Below are 23,623 nucleotides of genomic sequence, written 5' to 3' on the forward strand. Positions count from 1 at the left end.
AAATAAAGCAAATAATTATGAAAAAAGCACAGGTTATTACACAAAAAACGCCGCTTATTACTTTTCCCAAATTGCTGGCGGTTATAATGCTCTTACTTCTGAATACAACTGTTACTTCTTTTGCTGCCAATCTTTACTGGGTAGGTGGAACTGGCAACTGGAATGACAATGCAAATCACTGGCGCACTGCTTCAGGAGGAACTATTGTTGCAGCAATTCCTACAGCAGCGGATAATGTGTTTTTTGATGGGAACAGTTTTTCGGCAACCGGGCAAACTGTGACAATTAATGTTGGAGCGACATGTAATGATATGAACTGGAGTGGCGCGCAATATACGCCCACACTGGCGGGTACTTTAGCACTGAGTATAGCAGGTTCATTAACATTTATAAGTAGCATGAAACTGACCTACTCGGGGGATATGACCTTGTCGGCTACGACCACGGGTAAAACGGTAACAACAAACGGTATTGTATTAAAAGGTCGATTATATTTTGGGAATGCCAACGGTGGAGAATGGACTTTGCAGGACAGCGTGACTTCAATAAACCGAATTGATCACACAGGCGGCACACTGAACACAAACAACAAAAAAATAACGTGTTTACGTTTTGGAGAAGGTGGCACTTTTACGCGTGTACTCAATTTAGGGAGTTCCATAATTACTCTTTCATATTCAGGACTGGTTTTTTGGGTTAATAATGCAAACTTTTCTATTAATCCGGGCACATCAACATTTCGCTTCACAGCTGCCGACAGCGCCAGGATACAGATATCTTCAACTATTAATTTGGCGGTTCAGCTAAATAATATAGAATGGGTCAATGCTTCCTGCTATGGAACCATTGATAACCAGAGTACATTTTCCTTCACGGCAAATAACATAACCTGGGGTGGTAATGGTCGTGTGACCGGTACAAATACATTTAATGGCTCCATGTCTATGGCTGCAGGAAAAACCTACACCTTCACTTCAGGAAAAACGCAAACTTTTGGAAGTTCCGGAACAATGATTTCAAATGGAACTTGTGGAAATCCGGTAACTATCAATGCTTCAACAGCAGGTTCGGCAGCAATTATAAGAAAATTATCAGGAACGATTACACTCAATTCGGCAATTTTGAAGGATAACACAGCGTCCGGCGGAGCAACATTCAATGCCAATAGTTCAATGAATAGCGGCAACGTCAGCGGATGGTCTTTTATCTCACCCATTACGTCCTTATATTGGGTAAATGGCAGTGGGAACTGGAATGCCTCTGGGCACTGGTCAACGAGTTCCGGTGGAATGGCGTGTGGTTTTTTACCTTCGGCCGGTGTTGACGTATATTTTGATGCAAACAGTTTCACCGGATCCGGGCAAATAGTTACAATTAATGTTGCTGCTGTGTGTCTTAGTATGGACTGGACAGGAGCATTATTTTCTCCCATCTTGGCAGGAAATTCGACACTGAGTATTGCAGGCTCATTAACCTTTATCAATGCGATGAGCCTGACGTATAGCGGAATAACTACATTAACTGCTACATCAACCGGAAAAACAATTTCGACCAATGGAATTCAATTCAAGGGCCAGCTCATATTTGGCAGCGCAGCCGGTGGAGGATGGAATCTGCTTGATGACCTGAGTTCTACAGCACGCATTGATCTGAAAGGAACGCTGAACACCAACGATAAAACAGTTACGTGCTCCATGTTTGTTTCCAATGCGGCACCTCCTCGTGTTCTAAATCCCGGAAGTTCAACTTTTATTATTACCGGAAGCGGTCCGGCATTAAGTATTGTGAATTATGGCGGTTCTACATTCACAATTGGAACGAATACGAGTACTGTTCTGTTTACAGCGGCCGACAGCGCTCGCTTTTACTATGGGCATGCCGCAAATTGCCCGAATTTCAACAATATTGAATGGACCAACCCTTTGTGCAAAGGAAGTATCGACAATCAAAGCGGTTATCAGCTAAGCTTCAATAAAGTCAGCTTAGCGGGTAACGGCATTATTAACGGAAATAATACGTTTAAGGGCAGTCTGACTCTTGCCGGCGGTAAAAACTATACATTTCAATCAGGCAAGACACAGACATTTGGAATTAACGGAACTATTGTTGCCGTCAGCAGCTGTACTGCACCGGTCTTGATTACTGCGGCAACTGCCGGCTCAGCAGCCGTATTCAGTAAAAGTAGCGGCAATATTACTTTAGGATATTGTTCGATAAAAGATATTACGGCTACCGGTGGAGCCATATTTACGGCCACTAATTCTGTTGGTAGCGGAATTGTTACCGGTTGGGATATTCCAAATTCAGGCTTGTACTGGGTTGGTGGTAGTGGTAACTGGAGCGATCCTGCACACTGGTCATTGTGCTCTGGAGTAAGTTCAAACGGTACAGCCGGTATACCCAGTCCGGATTCTCCAGTATTTTTTGATGCAAACAGTTTTACAAATACCGGGCAAACAGTCACCATTAATGTTGCTGCGAGCTGCAAGGATATGAACTGGAGTGGCTCTCAATATTTGCCAACACTTGCAGGTACTTCAGCACTGAGCATTGCCGGATCTTTGAAATTTATAAATGCCATGAACCTGACCTACTCGGGTGATATAACCTTATCGGCAACAACCACGGGTAAAACAGTAACAACAAACGGTATTGTTTTAAATGGTCGATTATATTTTGGAAATGCCAACGGTGGAGAATGGACTTTACAGGACAGTGTGACCTCAATCAACCGGATTGACCACTCGGGAGGCACGCTGAACACAAACAATAATAAAATCTCCTGCACACGATTTGGAGAGAGTGGCACATTCACGCGTGTGCTTAATTTGGGTAGCTCTATTCTCACTCTTTCAAGCACAGTCCTGCCTTTTTGGGTTCTTAATGCAAACTGCATTGTTAACCCGGGAACATCAACATTCCGGTTCACTGCTGCCGACAGCGCCAGAATACTTATTAGTTCAAACACCACTTCAGCGGTTCAGTTTAATAATTTAGAGTGGGTAAATGCATCGTGTTTGGGGGCAATTGATAATCAGAGTGCTTATACCTTTACAGCGAATAACGTAACCTGGAGCGGTAATGGCAATGTAACCGGTACAAATACGTTTAATGGCATCATGTCTTTGGCTGCTGGTAAAACCTACACATTCACTTCAGGAAAAACGCAAACCTTTGGGAGTCTGGGTACAATCGTTTCAAATGGGACCTGTTCGAGTCTTGTAACCATAAATGCTTCAACTGCAGGTTCGGCTGCGATTTTCAGTAAAAGCAGTGGTAGTAACATCACCATATATAATGTTGCCTTGGAAGATAATACCGCAGTCGGAGGCTCAACTTTTTCAGCAATCAATTCCTTCAATAACGGTAATGTAACCGGATGGAATATTCCACTGGTCATTCCGGTAACAGAACTATACTGGATAGGCGGAAACGGAAACTGGAATAATCCGGCGAACTGGTCATGTACGAGCGGAGGGCCGGCAAATACATGCGGATTGATACCAACCCATGTCATCAAGGCCATCTTTGACGATACAGGCTTCCACACAAACAATGATACTGTTACTATCGATGTAAATGCAAACTGCGACAACATGATTTGGAATACAACAAGTCAACCGGTTTTGAAATCGACAGGCGCTAATACACTCAGCATTTATGGCAACCTTCAGCTTGCGGCGGGAATGACAAATAATTTTACCAACCTTATTACGCTCGCGGCAACAACAACCGGAAAAACAATTACAACAAATGGATTTCAATTCAAAGGTCAGCTAATATTTGGCAACGCTGCCGGTGGAGGGTGGAATCTGCTTGATGACCTCAGTTCCACAGCACGCATTGATCTGAGAGGTACGCTTAACACCAACGATAAAACAGTGACGTGCTCCATGTTTGTTTCCAATGCAGCACCTCCACGGGTTCTTAATCCCGGAAGTTCAACTTTTATTATTACCGGAAGCGGTCCGGCATTAAGTATTGTGAATTATGGCGGCTCTACCTTCACACTTGGAGTGAATACGAGTACGATTCGATTTACAGCGGCTGACAGCGCCAGCTTCTTCTATGGACATGCCGCAAATTGCCCGAATTTCAACAATATTGAATGGACCAGCTCTTTGTGCAAAGGTATTATCGACAATCAAAGCGGTTATCAGCTAAGCTTCAATAATGTCAGCTTTGCAGGTAATGGTGCTACTAACGGCAGTAATACGTTCAATGGCAATTTGACACTTGCCGGAGGAAAAACTTACACATTTCAATCGGGCAAGACACAGACATTTGGATCCGCCGGTGGTATTGTCAGCAATGGCTATTGCAACACTATAACATCGCTTGCGTCATCGGTTGCGGGCTCTGCTGCTACGCTTTCAAAAAGTGTGGGTCCGCTGACAATATGGTGGGCAACAATTAAAGACATTGTTGCGGGCGGGTCGCTTCCGTTCTCAGCAAACTATTCAACAGTCAGTGGCGTAAGCTCAGGCTGGACAACTCCAATGAACAGCACGGTGAGTGTTGTGGCAGTACCATCAAATATTATTTGTCAGGGTGATGTGGTTAGTTTTACAGCAAACTATTCGAACGGTGGAACGAACCCTGCTTTCAGCTGGTTCATCAATGGCATTGATCAAAATGTGAACAGCAGCACCTTTGTACCGACAGGCATCACAAATAATGCGGTTGTTCAATGCAGTATGGTACCTAATCTGGGATGCGGGGTACCGACTACTACCTTATCAAACACAATCATAATGAATGTTGTGCAAACAACAGTCGCTCCGGCTGTCACAATAAGCGCCTCACCGGCAGGCACAATCTGTTATTCCACACCGGTCACATTTACCGCTTCAACAGCAACAGGAGGCACGTCGCCGGTTTTCAAATGGATGGTTGGGGCAGATACTGTAGGTACAGGCTCAACTTATATTGCAAACACACTAACGAACGGGAAGCTTGTAAAATGTATTATGGTATCGTCACTGCCTTGCGCAAGTACTCCGGTAGCGGTATCCAATACAATCACTATGTCAGTCACATCTTCGGTTGCTCCCATCCTGAGAATTTATACAAGTCCGGAATGTTTGAAAGACACCATTCGAATATGCCCGAATACCAGTGTTACCTTCTTTGCTAACTTACAGAATGCGGGAACCGCGCCTTCATTCATCTGGGAAAAAAATGGAGTTGTTGTTGGCAACAGCATTGGTACTTATATTACTGCCGCCTTATCTGATGATGATATAGTGAGTTGTATGATGATATCCAATGCCACCTGCGCCATCCCGGCAACGGTGCCAGCAGTCTATAATGTGAATGTGCAGGTTCATAACAAGCCCCCTGCAATACAGATAGTCCAGTCGCCCGAGGGGACTCACGTTTGTAGTTCCGAAATCAAAGAATTCTATGCAACTTTTGACTATGGTGGAACATCTCTTCCGACGTTCACCTGGTATCGTAACGGAACTTCCTTTTCAGGCTATTCCTACCCGCCGGTATGGTCAGCCCTTTCTTCATTTTCCAATAACGATCAGATAACATGCGTACTTACCACAAATACCGGCTGCGCAAGTGTTACAACAGCAACCTCGAATAAAATAACGATGACGGTGAGCCCCCCTTATTCACAGCCCGTAATTTCTATTATTCAGGAATTTCCCGACCCAGGTCCTGTTTGCGATGCAACACCTGTTTTTTTCAGGGCTCACAATGATTATGCGGGATATTATCCTCCCTATCAATGGTACAACAAAGGAGTGCCGATCAACGGTGCAACATCTCACGTTTACTATTTGTATTACCCTCAGGATGGTGACAGCATATATTGTCGATTAATCAGTAACTCTACCTGTACAAATATTGTAACTGCTACATCAAACGGCATCAGACTTACCGTTCTCAAACGGCCTATAATTGCAAGCGACCCATCAAACAGTTCAATTTGTGCCGGCAGCAATGCCACTTTCGCAGTAAATGCTATTGGTGGACCACCCCTCAGTTATCAGTGGCAGATCAGCACGAATTCGGTAGACTGGTCGAATCAGCTAAACAACAGCTTTTACACAGGAATGACAACCGCTACCATGCAGATTACCGGTGCCACAGCAGGCATGCATGACCTGAGATACCGATGCTGTGTCAGTAATGGATTCTGTTCTGTAAATTCCTCAATCGCAAAACTCAGTGTAGTACAATCTGTATCTATTACTAATCCTATTCCGGTCTCCTTGTGTGAGGGCGCTACGGCGAGTTATAGTGTAAGCCAGATATCGGGTGAGACTCAAATCAATTATTCGTGGCAGCTCAGCACTGATGGCGGTACCACATGGAATAATCAGGAAAACTCGGCGATATACTCCGGAATGCATTCAAATAATATGAGCATAAACACTGTAACGGGCGGCATGAATAACCTTCAGTTTCGGTGTAAAACTTCAGGTGCCTATTGCAGCGCGGTTTCAGGTGCAGCGGTGCTTACGGTCAATATTCCTGCACCGGCAGGTATTTCTATAACATCCTTCCCGAGCCAGATGATATGTCAAGGGACAGACGTTGTCTTCACTGCAGTGCCCGTCAATGGCGGCACCCCGGTTTATCAATGGTATCTTAACAATGCAGCCGTTGGTTCAAACAGCAACACTTGGTCTTCCAGTTCACTGATAACAGGCGATCAGGTTAAATGCACCTTGCATTCAAATGCGTTATGTGCCACCCTGACAACAGCAACCAGTAATCCTATCCAGATTACTATGGGCAAGACCATGTTCTGGATAAGCGGCAGTGGCCGCTGGGACGATAATATGCACTGGTCGTTTGATTCATTGCCACCCCGTAATCCTAATCCAACGGGATGTATTCCCGACTCGACAACTGATGTTTATTTTGATCAGTACTCCGGTTTTGCACCCGAAGACACTGTCACTGTTTCGAATATACCTGCCAAATGTAAAAGTATGGACTGGAGCGGATCACAGAATCATCCTGCCTTCAATTTTAATTTGTCAACACTGTCCGTTTTCGGCAATCTCAAATTCATTGACGATATGGATGTTGACACAATGGCCGTCATTTGGTTCAGCTCGGATGAGGCAGGAAGAACAATCACTGTTGGTGGCGCAAACGTAAACTTTATTGGATTTCAGGGGATTGGTGCGTGGACTATGCTTGATTCAATCTCTGCAAAGACATTACAACTGACACATGGAAGCTTGAATACAAATAATCAGACAATAACAGCTCAAACAATGGCGTTATGGCCGGAGAATACGCTATCCACGGTTGACTTAGGTTCATCGAAGTTGAATATTGGCGCAAATTTTACATTCGGACCTGATTTTCTTGATCTCGATGCCGACTCCTCCTATATATACTTTACAGAACCTGATAACGTATTTTTGGGATGGAGCGACAGTGGCTATATTAAGAATATCCGGTTCAACGATGTGATATTTCAGAATGCCAGCTTAAGTTATCCAAAGCAATTCGGCAGTTTTTCTTTTGATACGGTTATTTTCCGGTCAGATGGTAATCTTGAGGGAAATTCTTCATTCAATAATCTGCTGTTAAGCGGTGGCCGGACCTACACTTTTGTAAGTGGCTGTACCGATACCATATGGAATACCTGGTCGTTACCATCATCAAACGGCAACCGGATTATTTTACAATCTAGCGATTCTGGAAGTATGGCAGGTATTTATAAACCTCATCATTGTGCTGTGGCCGACTGGCTTATGGTATATGATATTGAAGTTATGGGTGGAGCCAATTTTTACGCCGGACCGGCTGCGCACAGCTATCTGCGCAACAGCCCCGGCTGGATTCTTGATACAATGGATACGCACTCCCCTTGGAAAGGTATCAGTAATGACTGGAACGACCCTTTAAACTGGAATTTACAGGGAGCGCTGCCAAATTATTCAACCAATGTTAGCTTTTCTACTTGTGGATTGCGGAATGCCCTGATAAGTGCCCCGGGAGCTTTTTGCGATACACTGAAACTGGGTCCGGGAACCAGTCTTACAGTGTTGGGTAGTAATACGCTGGATGTCTATGGCGACTGGGTCGACAATGGCACTTTTCAATCAGGCGCAGGCACTGTCGGCTTTTTCGGAACAGAACAGCAGACCATTTTTGGTAATTCAAATTTCAATAATCTGCTTGTTGATGACAGCAATGGTTTAATTGTGAATGATAATCCGGGCGTTTCTGACTCACTCACGCTGGTGAATGGTGAAGTGTATTCTTCTGACGGCCTTTATTTGAGAAGCGGTTCAACCATTATCAGGTACAATGGCTCATTAGAAACTGAGCCTTACTTTGTTGGTACTGCAAATGTTGTTTACAAAGAACCCGTAACTACAGGGCCGGAGATACCACGCTCCCCGGGAGTGTTGTCAAACCTTACTATTGATGCAGGCGCCACCAATGCCGTTTCGCTTGCATCCATTGCATATATTGATTCATCGCTGGTATTCTTCAGCGGGATTATTAATTCTGACGACTTCAATTTCCCAATGCTTTCATCAATGGCAATGGCAAGTGGCGCTTCCGATAGTTCATTTGTTAATGGACCGATTGCTAAAATAGGCGACTCGGCATTTGTCTTCCCTATAGGCGATGTGAACGGGACCAAATATATTTGGGCACCAATTTCGACAGGGATTTCAACAAATCCCTCAAACACTTTCAAAGTGCAGTATCATTTTGAAAAGCCCGCCAACAGCGACTCCGCCTTCATGTGTTGCGGGCTGATTGGGATTGACACCACCGAATACTGGGACTTTGACCGCGTTGCCGGCTCGGAATATCCGGACATTGCTCTTTACTGGAAAGACTCTGTACGCAGCGGCATTGCCAGTCTTGCCAGCACCTGCATCGCGAGTTGGCAGAACTGCAACGGTACAGTTAAATGGGTGAACAAGAACGGAACAGCTATCTCAAATAATGATGTTACAGGACTGGTAACCAGCAGCGAGTTTTATGGTGATCCCGAGTTTATTGGCGGCACGTTGGCTATAGGTTTCAAAGGAAATAGCCAAGCGCCGGCAACCGTCACAATAACAGCATCACCGACTGGAAAGATTTGCTCAGGCACCTCAGTCGCGTTCACTGCAACGCCACTCAATGAGGGTAGCAATCCATCTTATCATTGGTTTGTCAATGGCATGGATATGAATGAGAATAGTCCAAGCTATAGCAGTATTTTTAATGATGGCGATATAATAACTTGCTCATTAATACCGGGCGGATACTGCACTTCCCATGATACTGCAATCTCTAATGCTGATACTATAAGGATAGGGAACACCATGTTCTGGATAAGCGGCAGCGGTGATTGGAATGACAACAATCACTGGTCATACGATTCACTGCCACCCCGTAATCCAAATCCATCAGGATGTATTCCCGGACCTGCAACGGATGTTTACTTTGATCAATTTTCGGGTTTTACTCCTACAAGTAAAACCGTGAGCATTACAGCAGATTCTGTCGCCTGCAGAAATATGGACTGGACGGGGTCACAAAATAATCCGATGTTGGATATTCTAAGTGGTGATATTTCCGTTTATGGAAGTTTAAAGTTTATTGATCAGATGCAAGGCAATTTGATTGGTTCAGTAACCTTCAAATCGCCGGATTCCGGACAAATTATTACAACTGCAGGAAAGCAATTTAATAATGTCTATTTCAGAGGAAATGGTGGGTGGATTTTAGCTGACTCTTTGAGTTGTTCAGATGTTTTGCAAGTAAACCAGGGCTATCTTAACACAAATGGCCAAACAATTATTGGAAAAAATATCCACCTTTGGCCAAGCTCTCCAACCGGCGCTACAGTTGACCTTGGAACCTCTACGATAAAAGTCGGCGAATACTTCCAGTTTGAAACTGACTTTCTTACACTTGATGCAGATTCTTCTAAATTCTATTTAAGCAATCACGCATATTTTGAGGGATTTTCAAATAGTAATTCAGTAAAAGATTTTCGATTCAAGGATTTGTACTTTGAAATGGGGTACCTGATTTACGAAAAACAATCAGGCAGTTTATATTTCGACACGGTGCATTTCAATTCAGATGGCATTATCGACGGGAATCATACTTTTTCACACCTGCTGTTATCAGCAGGCAGCACTTATGAATTTAAGAGTGGCTGTACAGATACGATTTTGCAGACCTGGTCGCTGCCCTCAACCCCAGGTCATCCTATTCGCTTAATTTCATCAATATATGGAGTCCAGGCAGGTATTTATAAACCGGATCATTGCGTTCCCGGCGACTGGCTTCAGGTAAGTGATATTGTTGCCGCGGGAGGTGCAAGTTATTACGCTGGCCCCCCTGCACACAGCAGTGTTACGAACAGTCCCGGCTGGATACTTGACTCATTGCATTCAAACTCCCCGTGGAAAGGCATTTCCAATGACTGGAATGACCCTACGAACTGGAATTTACAGGGAGCACTTCCAAATTATAATACCAATGTAAGCCTTGCGACATGCGGGTTGCGCGATGCAGTGATAAATGGCCCGGGCGCTTATTGCGATACGCTGATACTAAATCCCGGAACCAGTCTTTCCATTTCAGGAAAAAACAGCCTCAGCGTCTATGGCGACTGGATTGACAATGGCACTTTTCAATCAGGCGCGGGCACTGTGGGCTTTTTAGGAACAGAACAGCAGACCATTATTGGAAATTCAAATTTCAATAATCTGCTTGTTAATAACAGTAACGGTATAGTTGTGAATGATAATCCAAGCGTTTCTGACTCACTCACGCTGGTTTATGGTGAAGTGTATTCCTCTGACAGCCTTTATTTGAATAGCGGTGTAACCATTGTCAGGTTCAATGGCTCATTAGAAAAAGAGCCTGACTTTGGTGGTACTGCGGATGTTGTTTATAAAAAACCTGTTACTTCCGGACCCGAGATACCATCCGCCCCGGGAGTGCTGGCAAACCTTACAATTGATGCAGGCCCCTCCAATATCGTTACACTGGCTTCATTTGCATATATTGATTCATCGCTGGTATTCCTTAGTGGGATAATAAAATCTGACAGCATCAATTTCCCGACACTTTCCGGCTCTGCAACAACAAGCGGCGCTTCCGATAGTTCTTTTGTTGACGGACCTGTAGCTAAATCAGGTGTCGCTGCCTTTGTTTTCCCTACAGGCGATGTGAACGGGACCAACTATGTTTGGGCACCAATTTCGACTGGGGTTTCAACAAATCCCTCAAACACTTTCAAAGTGCAGTATCATTTTGAAAAGCCCGCCAACAGCGACTCAGCTTCAATACGCTGCGGGCTGATTGGTATTGACACCACCGAATACTGGGACTTTAACCGCGTCGCCGGCTCAGAATATCCTGATATTGCTCTCTACTGGAAAGATTCTATTAGAAGCGGTATTACCAGCCTTAACAATACTTCCATCGCAAGCTGGCAAAACTGCAACGGGGTAAATGCATGGGTTAACAAGCACGGAACCGCTACCTCAAATAATGATGGTACAGGTCTGGTAAGCAGCAGCGAGTTTATCAGCGATCCTAACTTTACAGGAGGTATGCTCACACTGGGCTTTGAAGACACCACACAAATTCCGTCGGTAACAATTGCCGCATCTCCCGGAGATACTTGCGTCCAAACTCAACAATCTCATGTATTCTTGACCGCAACGCCTTTGAATCAAGGAACAAATACGATGTACAAGTACTGGGTAAATAATCATCTTTACTGTTATAGTCCACTCCCGACATGGGACTACTGGTTATCTAATGGTGATGTTATCATTTGCGTGATGATAACTACCGATGCTTGTAACAATACTTTTTCATATTCTTCAAACACAATCACAGTGACTTTTAATACACCTGTGCTGCCTACAGACAGCATTTCCGCGTCTCCCGGGGAAAATATTTGCGATGGTGCTGAAGCTATTTTCACGGCTCATCCTGTCAATGGCGGTGACAACCCGATATTTCATTGGATGTATAATGGAGTGTATGTAGGGACGAACAGCCCGACATGGTCAAGTACTTCATTAGAAAATTCAGATAGGATTGAATGCTTGATGACATCAAGCGCTTCATGCATCATCAGGGCTGATGTTTGGTCAAATACAATTTACATGACAGTAAATCAGCCCGTGGCGCCATTAGTTTCTATTTCAGCTTCACCGGCAGGAACAATCTGTGCCGGTACCGATGTAAAATTTACAGCAACACCAACAAATGAAGGGACAAATCCTGTTTACCGGTGGTTCGTGAATGGAACAGACATGGGCGTTGACAGCACAGTTTTCAACAGTTCAACGTTATCTGATGATGATGTTATATCTTGTGTGCTGACTTCGAACTACTCCTGCGCCAGCCAATCAACAGCAACATCCAATCAAATTACAATAGTAATACCAGGCACGATGTTCTGGATTGGTGGAAGTGGAAACTGGGACGATAATATGCACTGGTCATTTGATTCTCTGCCACCCCGATTCCCCAACCCGTCAGGTTGTATTCCAACAAGGAATACTGACGTATATTTTGATCAGTACTCAGGTTTCGCATCCGGCGACAGTGTCACCATAGTGAATATGGATGCCGAATGTAAAAGCATGGACTGGAGCGGATCACAGAATAATCCGTCCTTCAATTTTGTATGGAGGGCACTTTATGTTTATGGCGATTTGAGATTCATTAATGATATGGACGTTGACACACTGGCCTTGATTCTATTCAGTTCGGATGAAACCGGAAGAACGATCACCTTTGCAGGGGCTAGAGCAAATTTTATTGGATTTCAGGGGAATGGTGCGTGGGCTTTGCTTGATTCAATAGCTGCAAATACTATGCAACTGACAAACGGCAGTTTAAATACGAATGACCATAGCATTTCTGCTGAAAACCTAAATTTCATCCCAACAACACCCTTATCTCTGATTGACCTCGGTTCGTCGCAGCTGAAGATAGGAAGTGGTGTTTCGTTTAATACTGAGTTCCTCAATCTCGACGCCGACTCTTCTGTTATTGTCTTCACCAAACCTAATTGTGGCATTTTTGGCTATCATTTCGTCGATACAACTGTAAAACCCATTCGGCTTAATGATGTATATTTTCATCAGACTGGTTTTATAGAAAGTTATTCATTTTTCAATCAGAGGGAAACCAATTTATCTTTTGACACAGTAAAATTTAATTCGGATGCATATTTTTCCGGCCCATTAAGTTTCAATCATCTGTTGCTGGCTGCCGGTAGTACCAATACCTTTACAAGTGCCTACACCGATACTATCTGGAACACATGGTCGCTGCCATCGTCAAACGGCAACCAGATTATTTTGAAATCAAGTGATTCCGGAAGTATAGCTGGCATTTACAAGCCTCATCACTGTGCTGTGGCCGACTGGCTTCAGGTATATGATATTGAAGTAATGGGAGGTGCCACCTTTTATGCAGGGGTACCTGCGCACAGCTATCTCCGCAACAGCCCCGGCTGGGTGCTGGATACGCTGGATTCACCCTGGGTTGGGAACAGCAGTGACTGGAATACGTCGGATAACTGGGATCTGAATGGGACAATCCCCAACATCACAACCAATGTCCGGCTTACCAGCTGCGGATTGCACGATGCCGTTATCTCTAACGCAGGCGCGTATTGCGATACACTGATTCTGGATCCGGGAACAAGCCTGACTATATTAGGAAGCAATACCCTGGATGTATATGGCGACTGGGTAGCAAACGGCTCATTTACCTGCAATACCAGTACGGTAAACTTTAAAGGAAACAGTACGCTTTATGGCTCTTATCCGCTGCAATTCTACAATGTTGGTGTTGACGCAGGAAGCAGACTCGCACTGAATACCGGTTATGGAATTAAAATTGGTGGCGACTTTTTAAATGGTGGAAAATTCAGTCCGAATGAAGGAAAAATCACGTTTAACGGCAACGGGCAGCAAGAAATCCGGATGAACGGTGACAGCCTGTACGATGTGGAATTCAGCAATACGAGGCAAGGCGCAGGTTTTGATGACTTCATTCTCTACGATGATGTCAGTGTAACTCATGATGCCACTCTTAACACGGGAGTTATACAAAGCGCGTCAGGTGCAGATTTTATAATTACTGACGGTGCTTTATGCAACGAAGGCAGCAATCTGAGCTACATTGACGGTCGTGTAATTAAGCATGGAACATCGGCATTTATCTTCCCAACGGGCGACAGCGCCATATGGGCGCCGGCGGGAATCGCAGCACCGGCATCATCATCAGAAATTTCAGCTCAGTATTTCTTTGCACTTCCACCCGACACAGGCCTGTTGCACATGAATACCGGCATGATTGGCGTAAGCAACAACGAATGGTGGAATCTGGAAAGCGATAATGCTTATCCCAATGTTACGCTGTACTGGAAGAATGGCCCACGCAGCGGTATCAGCAGCACAGCAGGACTTGAGTTCGGGCACCTTGAAGATATTTCGGGCAGCAACAAATGGACGGCTCGGACCGGAGTCATTTCCGGGACTTCAGATAACGGTAGCATTAGCAGTATGGGTATGCTTTCATATAGCCCAATGACCTTCGGCAAAGGATTGAGCAATCCGCTACCCGTAAACCTGATCTCTTTTGATGCGAGCTGTGTGAATGGTATGACATGGCTTAGGTGGAGCACAGCTTCTGAAAATAACAGCAATCATTTTATTGTTGAGCGCAGCACAGATATTTTGCAGTGGAAGGAGATTGCATCAATAAATGCGGCGGGCAACAGTAATGAAAGGCGAAATTATGAATTTACTGATGATGAACCTCTGAATGAAATCAATTACTATCAGTTGAAGCAAGTTGACTATGATGGTGCCGCCACATTGTACGGGCCGGTAAGCGTACATTGCAGGACTGAAGGAACATTGGTAAATGTGTATCCGAATCCGTTCAGCGGAATAATTAACATTGAATACCTGAGCGATACACCCGAAGGATTTACGGTTGTGGTACTTGATGTTACCGGTCGCGAAGTGTACAGAACTGAAATGATTGCAGGCATACATCAAAATTTCACAATTGACCTGAGCAATCTTACGCTCGGCATCTATTATCTGGATCTTAAAACAGCAAATAATAGCAGGTATTTGAAAATTGTGAGAGAATAATTCCGAATCTCACATTTATCTGATAGAGGCTGCCAAATGGCGGCCTCTGTTTTTATTATTATCATCCAAATTTGGGATAGTTTTTTCCTATATAGAGAGTATTACACTAAAGATAAATTCATTAATAAATTGTAATTAAATTGAATACGATATTGGCACAATCAATGATAATTATAATTAACACCTAAATCTATTTATCATGAATAAAACACACACAATCCGTAGAAATTCATTTCCTAAAAGGAAAAATTTCTTCATTTCGGCCATGCTTCTGGCGTTGTGCCTGTTCAGTCTAAATACCAAGGCCCTAAATCTTTTCTGGGTAGGAGGCTCCGGAAACTGGAATGACCCTGCTCATTGGGATATCGTGTCGGGAGGCTCCGGTGGGTACGCAGTGCCATCATCACCCGACAACGTGTATTTTGATGTCAACAGTTTCAGTGCTTCCGGACAAACAGTTACTATTAATCAGTTTTCCAATTGCAATGACTTCATCTGGACATCAGGGCAAAGCCCGGTGCTGGAAGGAACCTTAAGTATTGTCATCAATGGCTCGATAGTACTTGAATCCGGGATGATATGGAATTTCACAGGGCCATTATACTTAAACGATAAACAGACCGGAGTAAATACCGTAACGACAAATGGAGTTTCCATATCCGGACCAATATATTTCGGTATCATGGGAAACAACGGTCTGGGATGGATGTTACTTGATGATTTGACTTGTACCAATCTGGTCAATGTATATTCTTCCGTTCTAAACACAAACAATAAAAATGTGACCTGTCAGAACTTTGTTGCCGGAACAGGATACACACAGGGCGGATTATATCTTGGGAATTCAACGGTTACAATTACCGGATATTATTGCAACCTTGGCTATGGTTTCGTTACCGATGCCGGTTCGGCTACGGTAAAGTTCACTTCAAGCTTCTACACGTCCCTCAATATCGAGAATCCAATTGCATCCGGCTTCAGCGTTGGCAAAGTTGAATGGACCAGTGGCTCAGGAGGCGGTCTATTAAAGAACAACACCGGTACAATCGTAACTTTTAACGAAGTGTTTTTCGCAGGAAATGGGTACATCTACGGTGACAATATCTACAACACAAGTCTTACCTTTTCAGCCGGGAAATGGTATTCTCTTGAGTCTTACAAAACACAAACCATTGGTCCCGCCGGGACATTTACAGCAAACGGTGATGCTCAGAATCCGATTACAATATCGTCATCATCGGATAAAGCCTATTTCAGCAAGGCCAGCGGCACTGTTACAGTAAACTATGTAACAATTAAGAACAATGCCGCCAATGGCGGGGCGGAATTTTATGCGCATAGTTCCTGGGATTATGGAAATGTATCCGGTTGGATCTTCGATCAGCCAGTTGCTGTCAATCTCACACTCGTCAGCGCAATTGCCTGTTACGGCGGAAATGCAACGGTTGAAGCTGCTGCCACAGGCGGCAACGGCGTTTACACTTATTCAATCGATGGAATTGCTGCACCAACAAATATTTTCACAACTTCGGCCGGATTTCATTCTGTCATCGTAACCGACGGAAACGGATTAACAGCTTCTGCCACTATCAACATAAACCAGAACGATGCTGTTGGATTAACATTAACTGAAACTTCTGCAATAGCCTGTCATGGCGGAACAGCAACAGTTACTGCCACAGCAACAGGCGGCAACGGTATGTACACTTATACAATTGATGGTATCGCAGCATCAACAAACATCTTCACAGTAACTGCAGGTGTACATACGGTGGTTGTAACCGATGGAAACGGATGCTCTGCAACCGCCGCAATCACAATAAACCAGCCGGTTGAACTGTCAGTATCCGCGGTAGTGAGTGGCAGCACAGCCACTGTAAATGCATCCGGCAGTATGCCACCCTATGCATACAGCATAGACGGCGTAATCTGGGTTAACAGCAATTCGTTTACACTGTCGCCGGGCACCTATATATTATGTGCGAAAGATGCTTGCGGGAATACCAAAACAGCAAGTGTAACTATTGTGCCGCAAACATCATTGGCTGTTACAATTGCTGCTTTAGCACCATTTACGCAATATCCTACCTGTGCCTTTGTTAACGGTGGCTATCCCAATATCGTCTCCGGCCTTGTGAATTCCGTACAATTCTTTCCAACGGTTTCCGGTACAACTAACGGGCTTACCTATTCATGGTATCCGGCAACGGGTTTGAATAATCCAACTATTGCTAATCCCGTTTTCACTCCGGTAATTGCACAAGGCGGTTGCGGCATATACGGGTTCACACTGATTGTCAGAAACTCATATGGAGATGAGGCCACAGCAACCGTTGATGTGAATGTAATCAATCCGCAAACGCCGGGTACAAAGCCGGGCACTAAGTATACAATATGTCATCGTGAAGGAGGTGCAAACCCGGATATCAGTATAAGCGTAAACGCGCTGCCGGCCCATTTTTCAAATCATCTGGATTGTCTGGGCTCATGCAACTTCTCCTGTATTTCTAACAGAGAATTGGAGGCAGCTGCAGAGAACAACAACAAAACCATAGAAAATGCCGTAATAGAAAATACCCCCAACCCTTTCAACGGTAAAACCAATATAACCTTCAGACTTCCTTATGCAAACCATGTGAAGATAGATGTGTATGATATAACCGGGAAGCGCGTCAGCACAATGTTTGATGGAGAATCAACTGGCGGACAGGTATACACGACAATCTTTGACGGCAGCACCCTTCCTTCAGGAATATACATCTACAGAATGACAACAAACGAGGAAGTGTTCACAGGAAAGATGATTCTGCAAAAAGATTAGTATTAAAGGCGTTCTTTAAAGCCGGTAAAAGAGGCGGCGCAGAAAACCGCCTCTTTTTTAGGATATACGGTAAGATATCAATGCTCACCTAAACTCCAGACAGCTCTAAAATGTCCTAAATTTGGAAACAAGAATCCTATTTTGAATATTTTTTATAATATATTATTTCTTTACAATCTGTATTTTAATACTTTAAATATTTGGCACGAAGAATGTAATGATTTCATTGTTATCAGGTATAATTTTGGTCACAAGCAGAACAAAAACAGTAAATCAAAAAAGCAGTAATCATGGAAACGCAGATCTTTACAACATTTGAAACAAAGGAAGGAGAGGTAATTGTAGCAAAATCATCTATTGCCCTGATTGAAGAATTGCACACCAACAATTACCGCATTACCTTAAAAGAAAAGCGACCTGATGGTCAACAAATCTCGTTCCTTACAGAGATCAGCCATTATGTGTTAGTTACCAGGCTGATTGGAGCGTGTTGATTCCTGCCAGAGCTCATCCCCGATTCCGGCATAAAAAAAATAATACTTTAACCGCCGTCGGAATTGGGGATGACTCTTTTCAGTGAACAGATAACAGTTAAACCGTTTTTAATTATTAATTATTCTGTGATATCTTCGTTCCAGAGAACGGGGTTCTGATCGATGAAATTCTTCATCATCAGCGTAGTTTCTTCATCATGTAATAGTATAACCTCCACTCCGTGCTGCTGAAGAAACGGAATGTTACCTTCAAAATTCAGCTTCTCTCCTACTACCACCCGCTTGATTTTAAATTGTACAATTGTGCCGGAGCACATCATACATGGGCTGAGCGTGGTATATAAAGTCATTCCTTTATAAGAGGCATGGCGGCCTGCATTCTGCAGGCAATCCATTTCACCGTGCAAGATCGGATTGTCTTTTTGAACCCGCTGGTTGTGGCCGGCTCCAATTACCTTTTCGCCATCAAAGAGAACGGCACCAATAGGAATACCACCTTCACTCAGACTTTTCTGCGCCTGTTTCAGCGCCTCAAGATAGATTATACGGTCTGTTGTCATGTTGCATAATTTGAGATTAAAGATACGGAAATCCGGTATTCATAATCTGCAACAAGGAATTTCAACAAGTGCATCAATCAGTTTTCAATCATGACAGGACACTATCTTGCCTATTCGGTGAGTATTATCTATAATTCTCATTTCCCATATTGGGATTTACATTCAGTCTAAATATTTTTATCTACCTGATTTACAATTATCATTATTTTGGCACACTTTTATTTTTATCTTTTTTTTGCATTTTTTTTATTTATGATTTATCTTTGTAAAAAAAAATACGCTTGAAAAAAATCAGAAAACATGAAACATCATTTACTTGTTGCAGCATTTGCCGCGGCATTATCGGCCTGCAGCATTTCCGAGGCTCACAGCCAGATGAATTCACCCATTAATCAAAAATCGGCCGGCTCAGGGGATGTATTACAGAATACATACTATGCCATCAAAGAAGCCGCACCGTTTCTGCCTGCGGGCCCGGATAGTTGGTTGCGCAAGGAATTGCATGTGTCAGCAGAAATGGGCACAGTTCTTCTTAACACCACTACCGACCAGCTCGGGTTTATCCATTATCGATACCGCCAAACGTGGAAAGGCATTCCTATTCATGATGCTGTATTTATTGTTCACACAAAAGATAACACCATCCAATCAGTCAACGGCTGCATCATTACAGAGCCTGAAACGTCGAATATCATTTCAATAACCAACAACGCAGCTCGGGAAAGAGCGCTGGCATCTGTAAATGCGGCAACGTATATCTGGCAGCTTCCGGCAGAAGAGGCAATGCTGAAAAGTCAACTTGGTGACAGTACCGCATCGTATTTCCCCACAGGAAATATTGAACTGCTGTTTGTTCTCCGGGACAATACCTTTCATTACACTTACACCTTCGATATCTATGCCCATAAACCTATGAGCAGGCAAGCCGTTTATGTTGATGCTCAGAGTGGTGAAATCCTTCAAAGCCTTGATAAAATATCTACAACAAATGCCTCAGCGCAGGCAAAAACAAAATACAGCGGCACGAGAAACATCCATACAATAAAGACTCAGAACGGGTATTTCCTGAGAGATTCCATCCGCGGAAGCGGTATTATAACATTGAACATGAATCATGGGATTTCTTCCGGCACTGCAACGGAATTTATAGACAGTGATACTATTTGGGAAAACATCAACCCACAACAAGATGAAGCTGCCACCGATGCGCACTGGGGCGCCGAAATGACATATGATTATTTTTTATCAGAATTCGGTCGAAAAAGCCTTGATGCAAGCCAGTGCCCCATATTTAGCTATGTTCATTTCAGTACTGATTATTCGAACGCTTTTTGGGACGGGCACCGAGTATGCTACGGCGACGGCCTTTCACCGTTAACCGCTTTCACAAGCCTTGATATTTGCGGCCACGAATTAACCCATGGCGTAGAAACTTACACTGCCAATTTTGACTATTATGGAGAATCGGGGGCGCTTGCTGAAGGCTTTAGCGATATCTTCGGCACGGCCATCGAGTTTTACGCCAAAGCACCCACCCAGCACGGAAACTGGCTGATAGGTGAAGATGCAGGGATAACAATCCGAAACATTTCCAATCCGAAAAGTATGCATTGCCCGGACACCTATAAAGGTCATTACTGGGATGCGGCACAGCAGGTACACAAGAACAGCACCGTACTCAGCCATTGGTTCTATATGCTTTGTGCAGGCGACTCAGGAATCAATGAGTCCGGCAACAGCTTTTCAATAACCGGCATAGGAATGGAAAAAGCTGCGGCTATAGCATACCGCACCATGACTGTTTACCTGATTCATTCATCGGGCTACAGTGATGCCCGCTATTATTCAATTCTGGCGGCCAATGAACTCTATGGCAGCTGCAGTAACGAAGTAAAAGAAACTACGAATGCGTGGAATGCTGCCGGTGTAGGCGATACCTATATAAGTGGCGTAACAGCGGATTTTGTGGCACAGCAGTCGCATTATTGCACGCCTCCTGCGATTATTTCCTTTACAAACTATTCAGTAAATGCGAGCAGCTTCACCTGGATTTTCGGAGATGGCTCAACCTCGAACCTGGTCAATCCTACCACGAGTTATGCTCAGCCGGGAAGTTATACCGTAACACTCATTGCTGACGGCGGCGGATGCGGGTCAGACACATTATCCGTGATGAATTGCATCAGCATTTATGGTTCCAATGCCAGCGAGTCGCTGATGCCACAAAGTGGGGTCAGTCAGGCTCTCACATGTTGTCAGGGCACATTATACGACAGCGGAGGACAGGGCAATTACCAGGATTTCACCAATGGCTCTGTGACCATTGCGCCGACCCAAGCAACTTCTGTTCTGTTAACCTTCACTCTTTTTGATTTTGCGGACACCAATGATGTTTTGTTTATTTATGACGGACCCAACACAGCCAGTCCCTTAATCGGAAAATATACAGGAAATTCGCTGACCGCCACAACAATTCAATCAAGCGGAAGTACCATAACGCTTCGACAGAGAACCAATGAAAGGAATAGTAGTGCCGGCTTTAAAATGAATTGGCAATGCAATCAGGCAACAGGAACTGCTGAGCCTAAAGCGTCCATTCAGCAGCTTTCATTTTACCCGAATCCGGCAACAGACGTGTTGAATATCGTGATTGCGACAAAAGCCGGAGAATCATTCAGCGCTTCAATAATTGATATCACCGGCAAAGAAGTGGAACACAGAACAGAAACGGCAAACGGAAGTTCGTCGCATTTTGTTTTTGATATTTCCGATCTAAATCCAGGAGTGTATTTTGTGGAATCCCAAAGCTCGGGGGAACGGGAAGTAAAAAAACTGATAAAAAAATAAAAACGACCCAATATAATAGCCGCACCATGAAATCTATGATGCGGCCATTTTTTCCTTCACAGATTAATAACTACCTAAGCTTGCATTCACAAACACCTCGTATTCGTATGTGATGGTCTTCTTTTCCTTTCCTGCCATACTTATCTCCCACTCTATTTTTGAATATGGATTCAGGAAGCTGTATTTACCGGATTTAGTAGATTTACCTCCGTCGCTTACAGATGTTATATTTGCAAGAATGTCCTTTTTTATATTGAGTAATATTTTTTTCTCCTGCATATTCTCAATATTCACCGTGCCTTTGATGGTGACTTTATTGTAGGATATCTTCCCAAGTTTCCGGACATTTTCTTCTTTCTTTATTTCCTCTTCCTTGTTCTTGATAATGACATCGCCGGCTTTAGACAACTGGACAGAAATATTAGAACCTGTTGGTGTATATTTTATTCTGTCCTGCGCCAGCGGCTGCAGGTTTTCGTTCAGCACAAATACCGGTGCAGTGGTAAACGGGTACACGGTAGTATTTGTAAGCTGCAATGAATGATAGACATCAAAGCGTTGCTCCGGGTCGTTACTGATGTAGCTGTATGAAGCATAGCTTACCACGTCGTTGATATTTACTTCGTACATATCTTTATAAGGAACTTTTACCGAGAAAATCTGAAACGTAGTTTTACTGTTCTTTGGCAGGGATGATTTTCCAAGCTTGTACATGTAGAGGTCGTTGGTTTTTTCGCCTTCTGTAGCATAATCGCCATAGTCGCTATAAACAGGCGTTTGAACAGGACTGCGGTCATTGGCAACAATAGCATTTTCATAGTACGACTGCGTTGCCTGCATTACATAACTGCTTGGAGTGGTGTTGGGGGCACTGAAAAGGGCCGAAAGAAAGTTCGAAGCAACCGGATCTTCGTCTTTATTGAATGCGAATTGCGGGCTGCCCACCGTTAGTGTCAAATCAGCTTCGTCAATATCTTCGGAATAATTTTCGACGGTTGCTTTCATCTCAAGCTGCAGTTCTTCGGGACTCAGGATTTTAATGTTATAGGCAGGAAGCCATTGAATGCCGGGCTGCATGTAAATAAGTTTAATGTCGGCGTTGGCCGATGATTTTTCGAAAAATAGTTGAGCATTACGCGCCAGACTATCCACTTTCAGGTTTCCGAAAATTGCATCTTCAATAGTCACATCTATTACTGAAGATGTGGGTACATAAGAAATTCTTTTATCTCCAAGCTGCAGGCGTGCAATTCCGGTTGCAGGATAATAATCGGTAAGTTTTCCGCTGATTTCCCTGATATTTTTATCGGCAAGAACGCTTGTAAGCCTCACCTGACGGCCAACATTTGCCATAATAATATCGGAGATGCTTTGCGGACTTTTTGTTTTTTTAATGGTATCGGTAATGAAAACAACTTTTGTGATTTTAAGATCTTTGGCGGAGGAAAACCAAAATGTGCTAAGCAGCGGATGTGCGGGCAATTCAACTTTTGCCATGCCTTCTCTGACTTTCACACTACCTTCTTTCGTAATAAAGTAAGTGCCATTTTTAAACACGTTTACTGAAGTTGGCTTCAGGTCAACCTGTGCTGATGCCATTGCTATACTAAACAAGCAAATGCATGCAATCAGAATTTTTTTCATAACGAAGTGCTTTTGATTTAAGCACAATTTTACGCTTTTGTACTAAATAAACCTAAAAGTTCGCCAATAATTCCGCATACAGCTGATTATCAGACACAATAATAACAATCCTGAACA

6 protein-coding genes are annotated in these 23,623 nt (G+C 43.8%); 4 read left to right on the forward strand and 2 right to left on the reverse strand.

All coding sequences use genetic code 11. The features are described from left to right. The first annotated feature begins 17 nt into the window (after nucleotides 1-17). The 3 genes from WCM76_06165 (at nucleotide 18) to WCM76_06175 (ending at nucleotide 18,455) form a co-directional block, all read left to right on the forward strand. Nucleotides 18-15,140, forward strand: a complete 15,123-nt coding sequence (locus WCM76_06165) for a T9SS type A sorting domain-containing protein (protein MEI6765208.1) — start codon at nucleotides 18-20, stop codon at nucleotides 15,138-15,140. A gap of 199 nt (nucleotides 15,141-15,339) precedes the next feature. Beyond that, the gene (locus WCM76_06170; protein ID MEI6765209.1) at nucleotides 15,340-17,961 is read left to right on the forward strand and encodes a T9SS type A sorting domain-containing protein; all 2,622 of its coding nucleotides are present in this window, start codon (nucleotides 15,340-15,342) and stop codon (nucleotides 17,959-17,961) included. Between the two features lie 290 nt (nucleotides 17,962-18,251). Continuing rightward, entirely contained in the window at nucleotides 18,252-18,455 is a 204-nt protein-coding gene (locus tag WCM76_06175; protein ID MEI6765210.1) for a hypothetical protein, read from the forward strand. A gap of 119 nt (nucleotides 18,456-18,574) precedes the next feature. On the opposite strand, the gene WCM76_06180 is transcribed toward WCM76_06175, so the two are convergent. After that, the gene (locus WCM76_06180; protein MEI6765211.1) at nucleotides 18,575-19,015 is read right to left on the reverse strand and encodes a nucleoside deaminase; all 441 of its coding nucleotides are present in this window, start codon (nucleotides 19,013-19,015) and stop codon (nucleotides 18,575-18,577) included. A gap of 300 nt (nucleotides 19,016-19,315) precedes the next feature. Between WCM76_06180 and WCM76_06185 the strand changes: the two genes are divergently transcribed. Then, a complete protein-coding gene (locus WCM76_06185; GenBank protein MEI6765212.1) occupies nucleotides 19,316-21,862 on the forward strand; it encodes a M4 family metallopeptidase in 2,547 nt (848 codons plus the stop codon). A 63-nt stretch (nucleotides 21,863-21,925) separates the two neighbouring features. Here the strand turns inward: WCM76_06185 and WCM76_06190 are convergent, their stop codons facing one another. Continuing rightward, nucleotides 21,926-23,506, reverse strand: a complete 1,581-nt coding sequence (locus tag WCM76_06190; protein MEI6765213.1) for a hypothetical protein — start codon at nucleotides 23,504-23,506, stop codon at nucleotides 21,926-21,928. Between the last annotated feature and the right edge of the window lie 117 nt (nucleotides 23,507-23,623).

The organism is Bacteroidota bacterium, from assembly GCA_037133915.1.
Lineage (GTDB): Bacteria > Bacteroidota > Bacteroidia > Bacteroidales > CAIWKO01 > JBAXND01.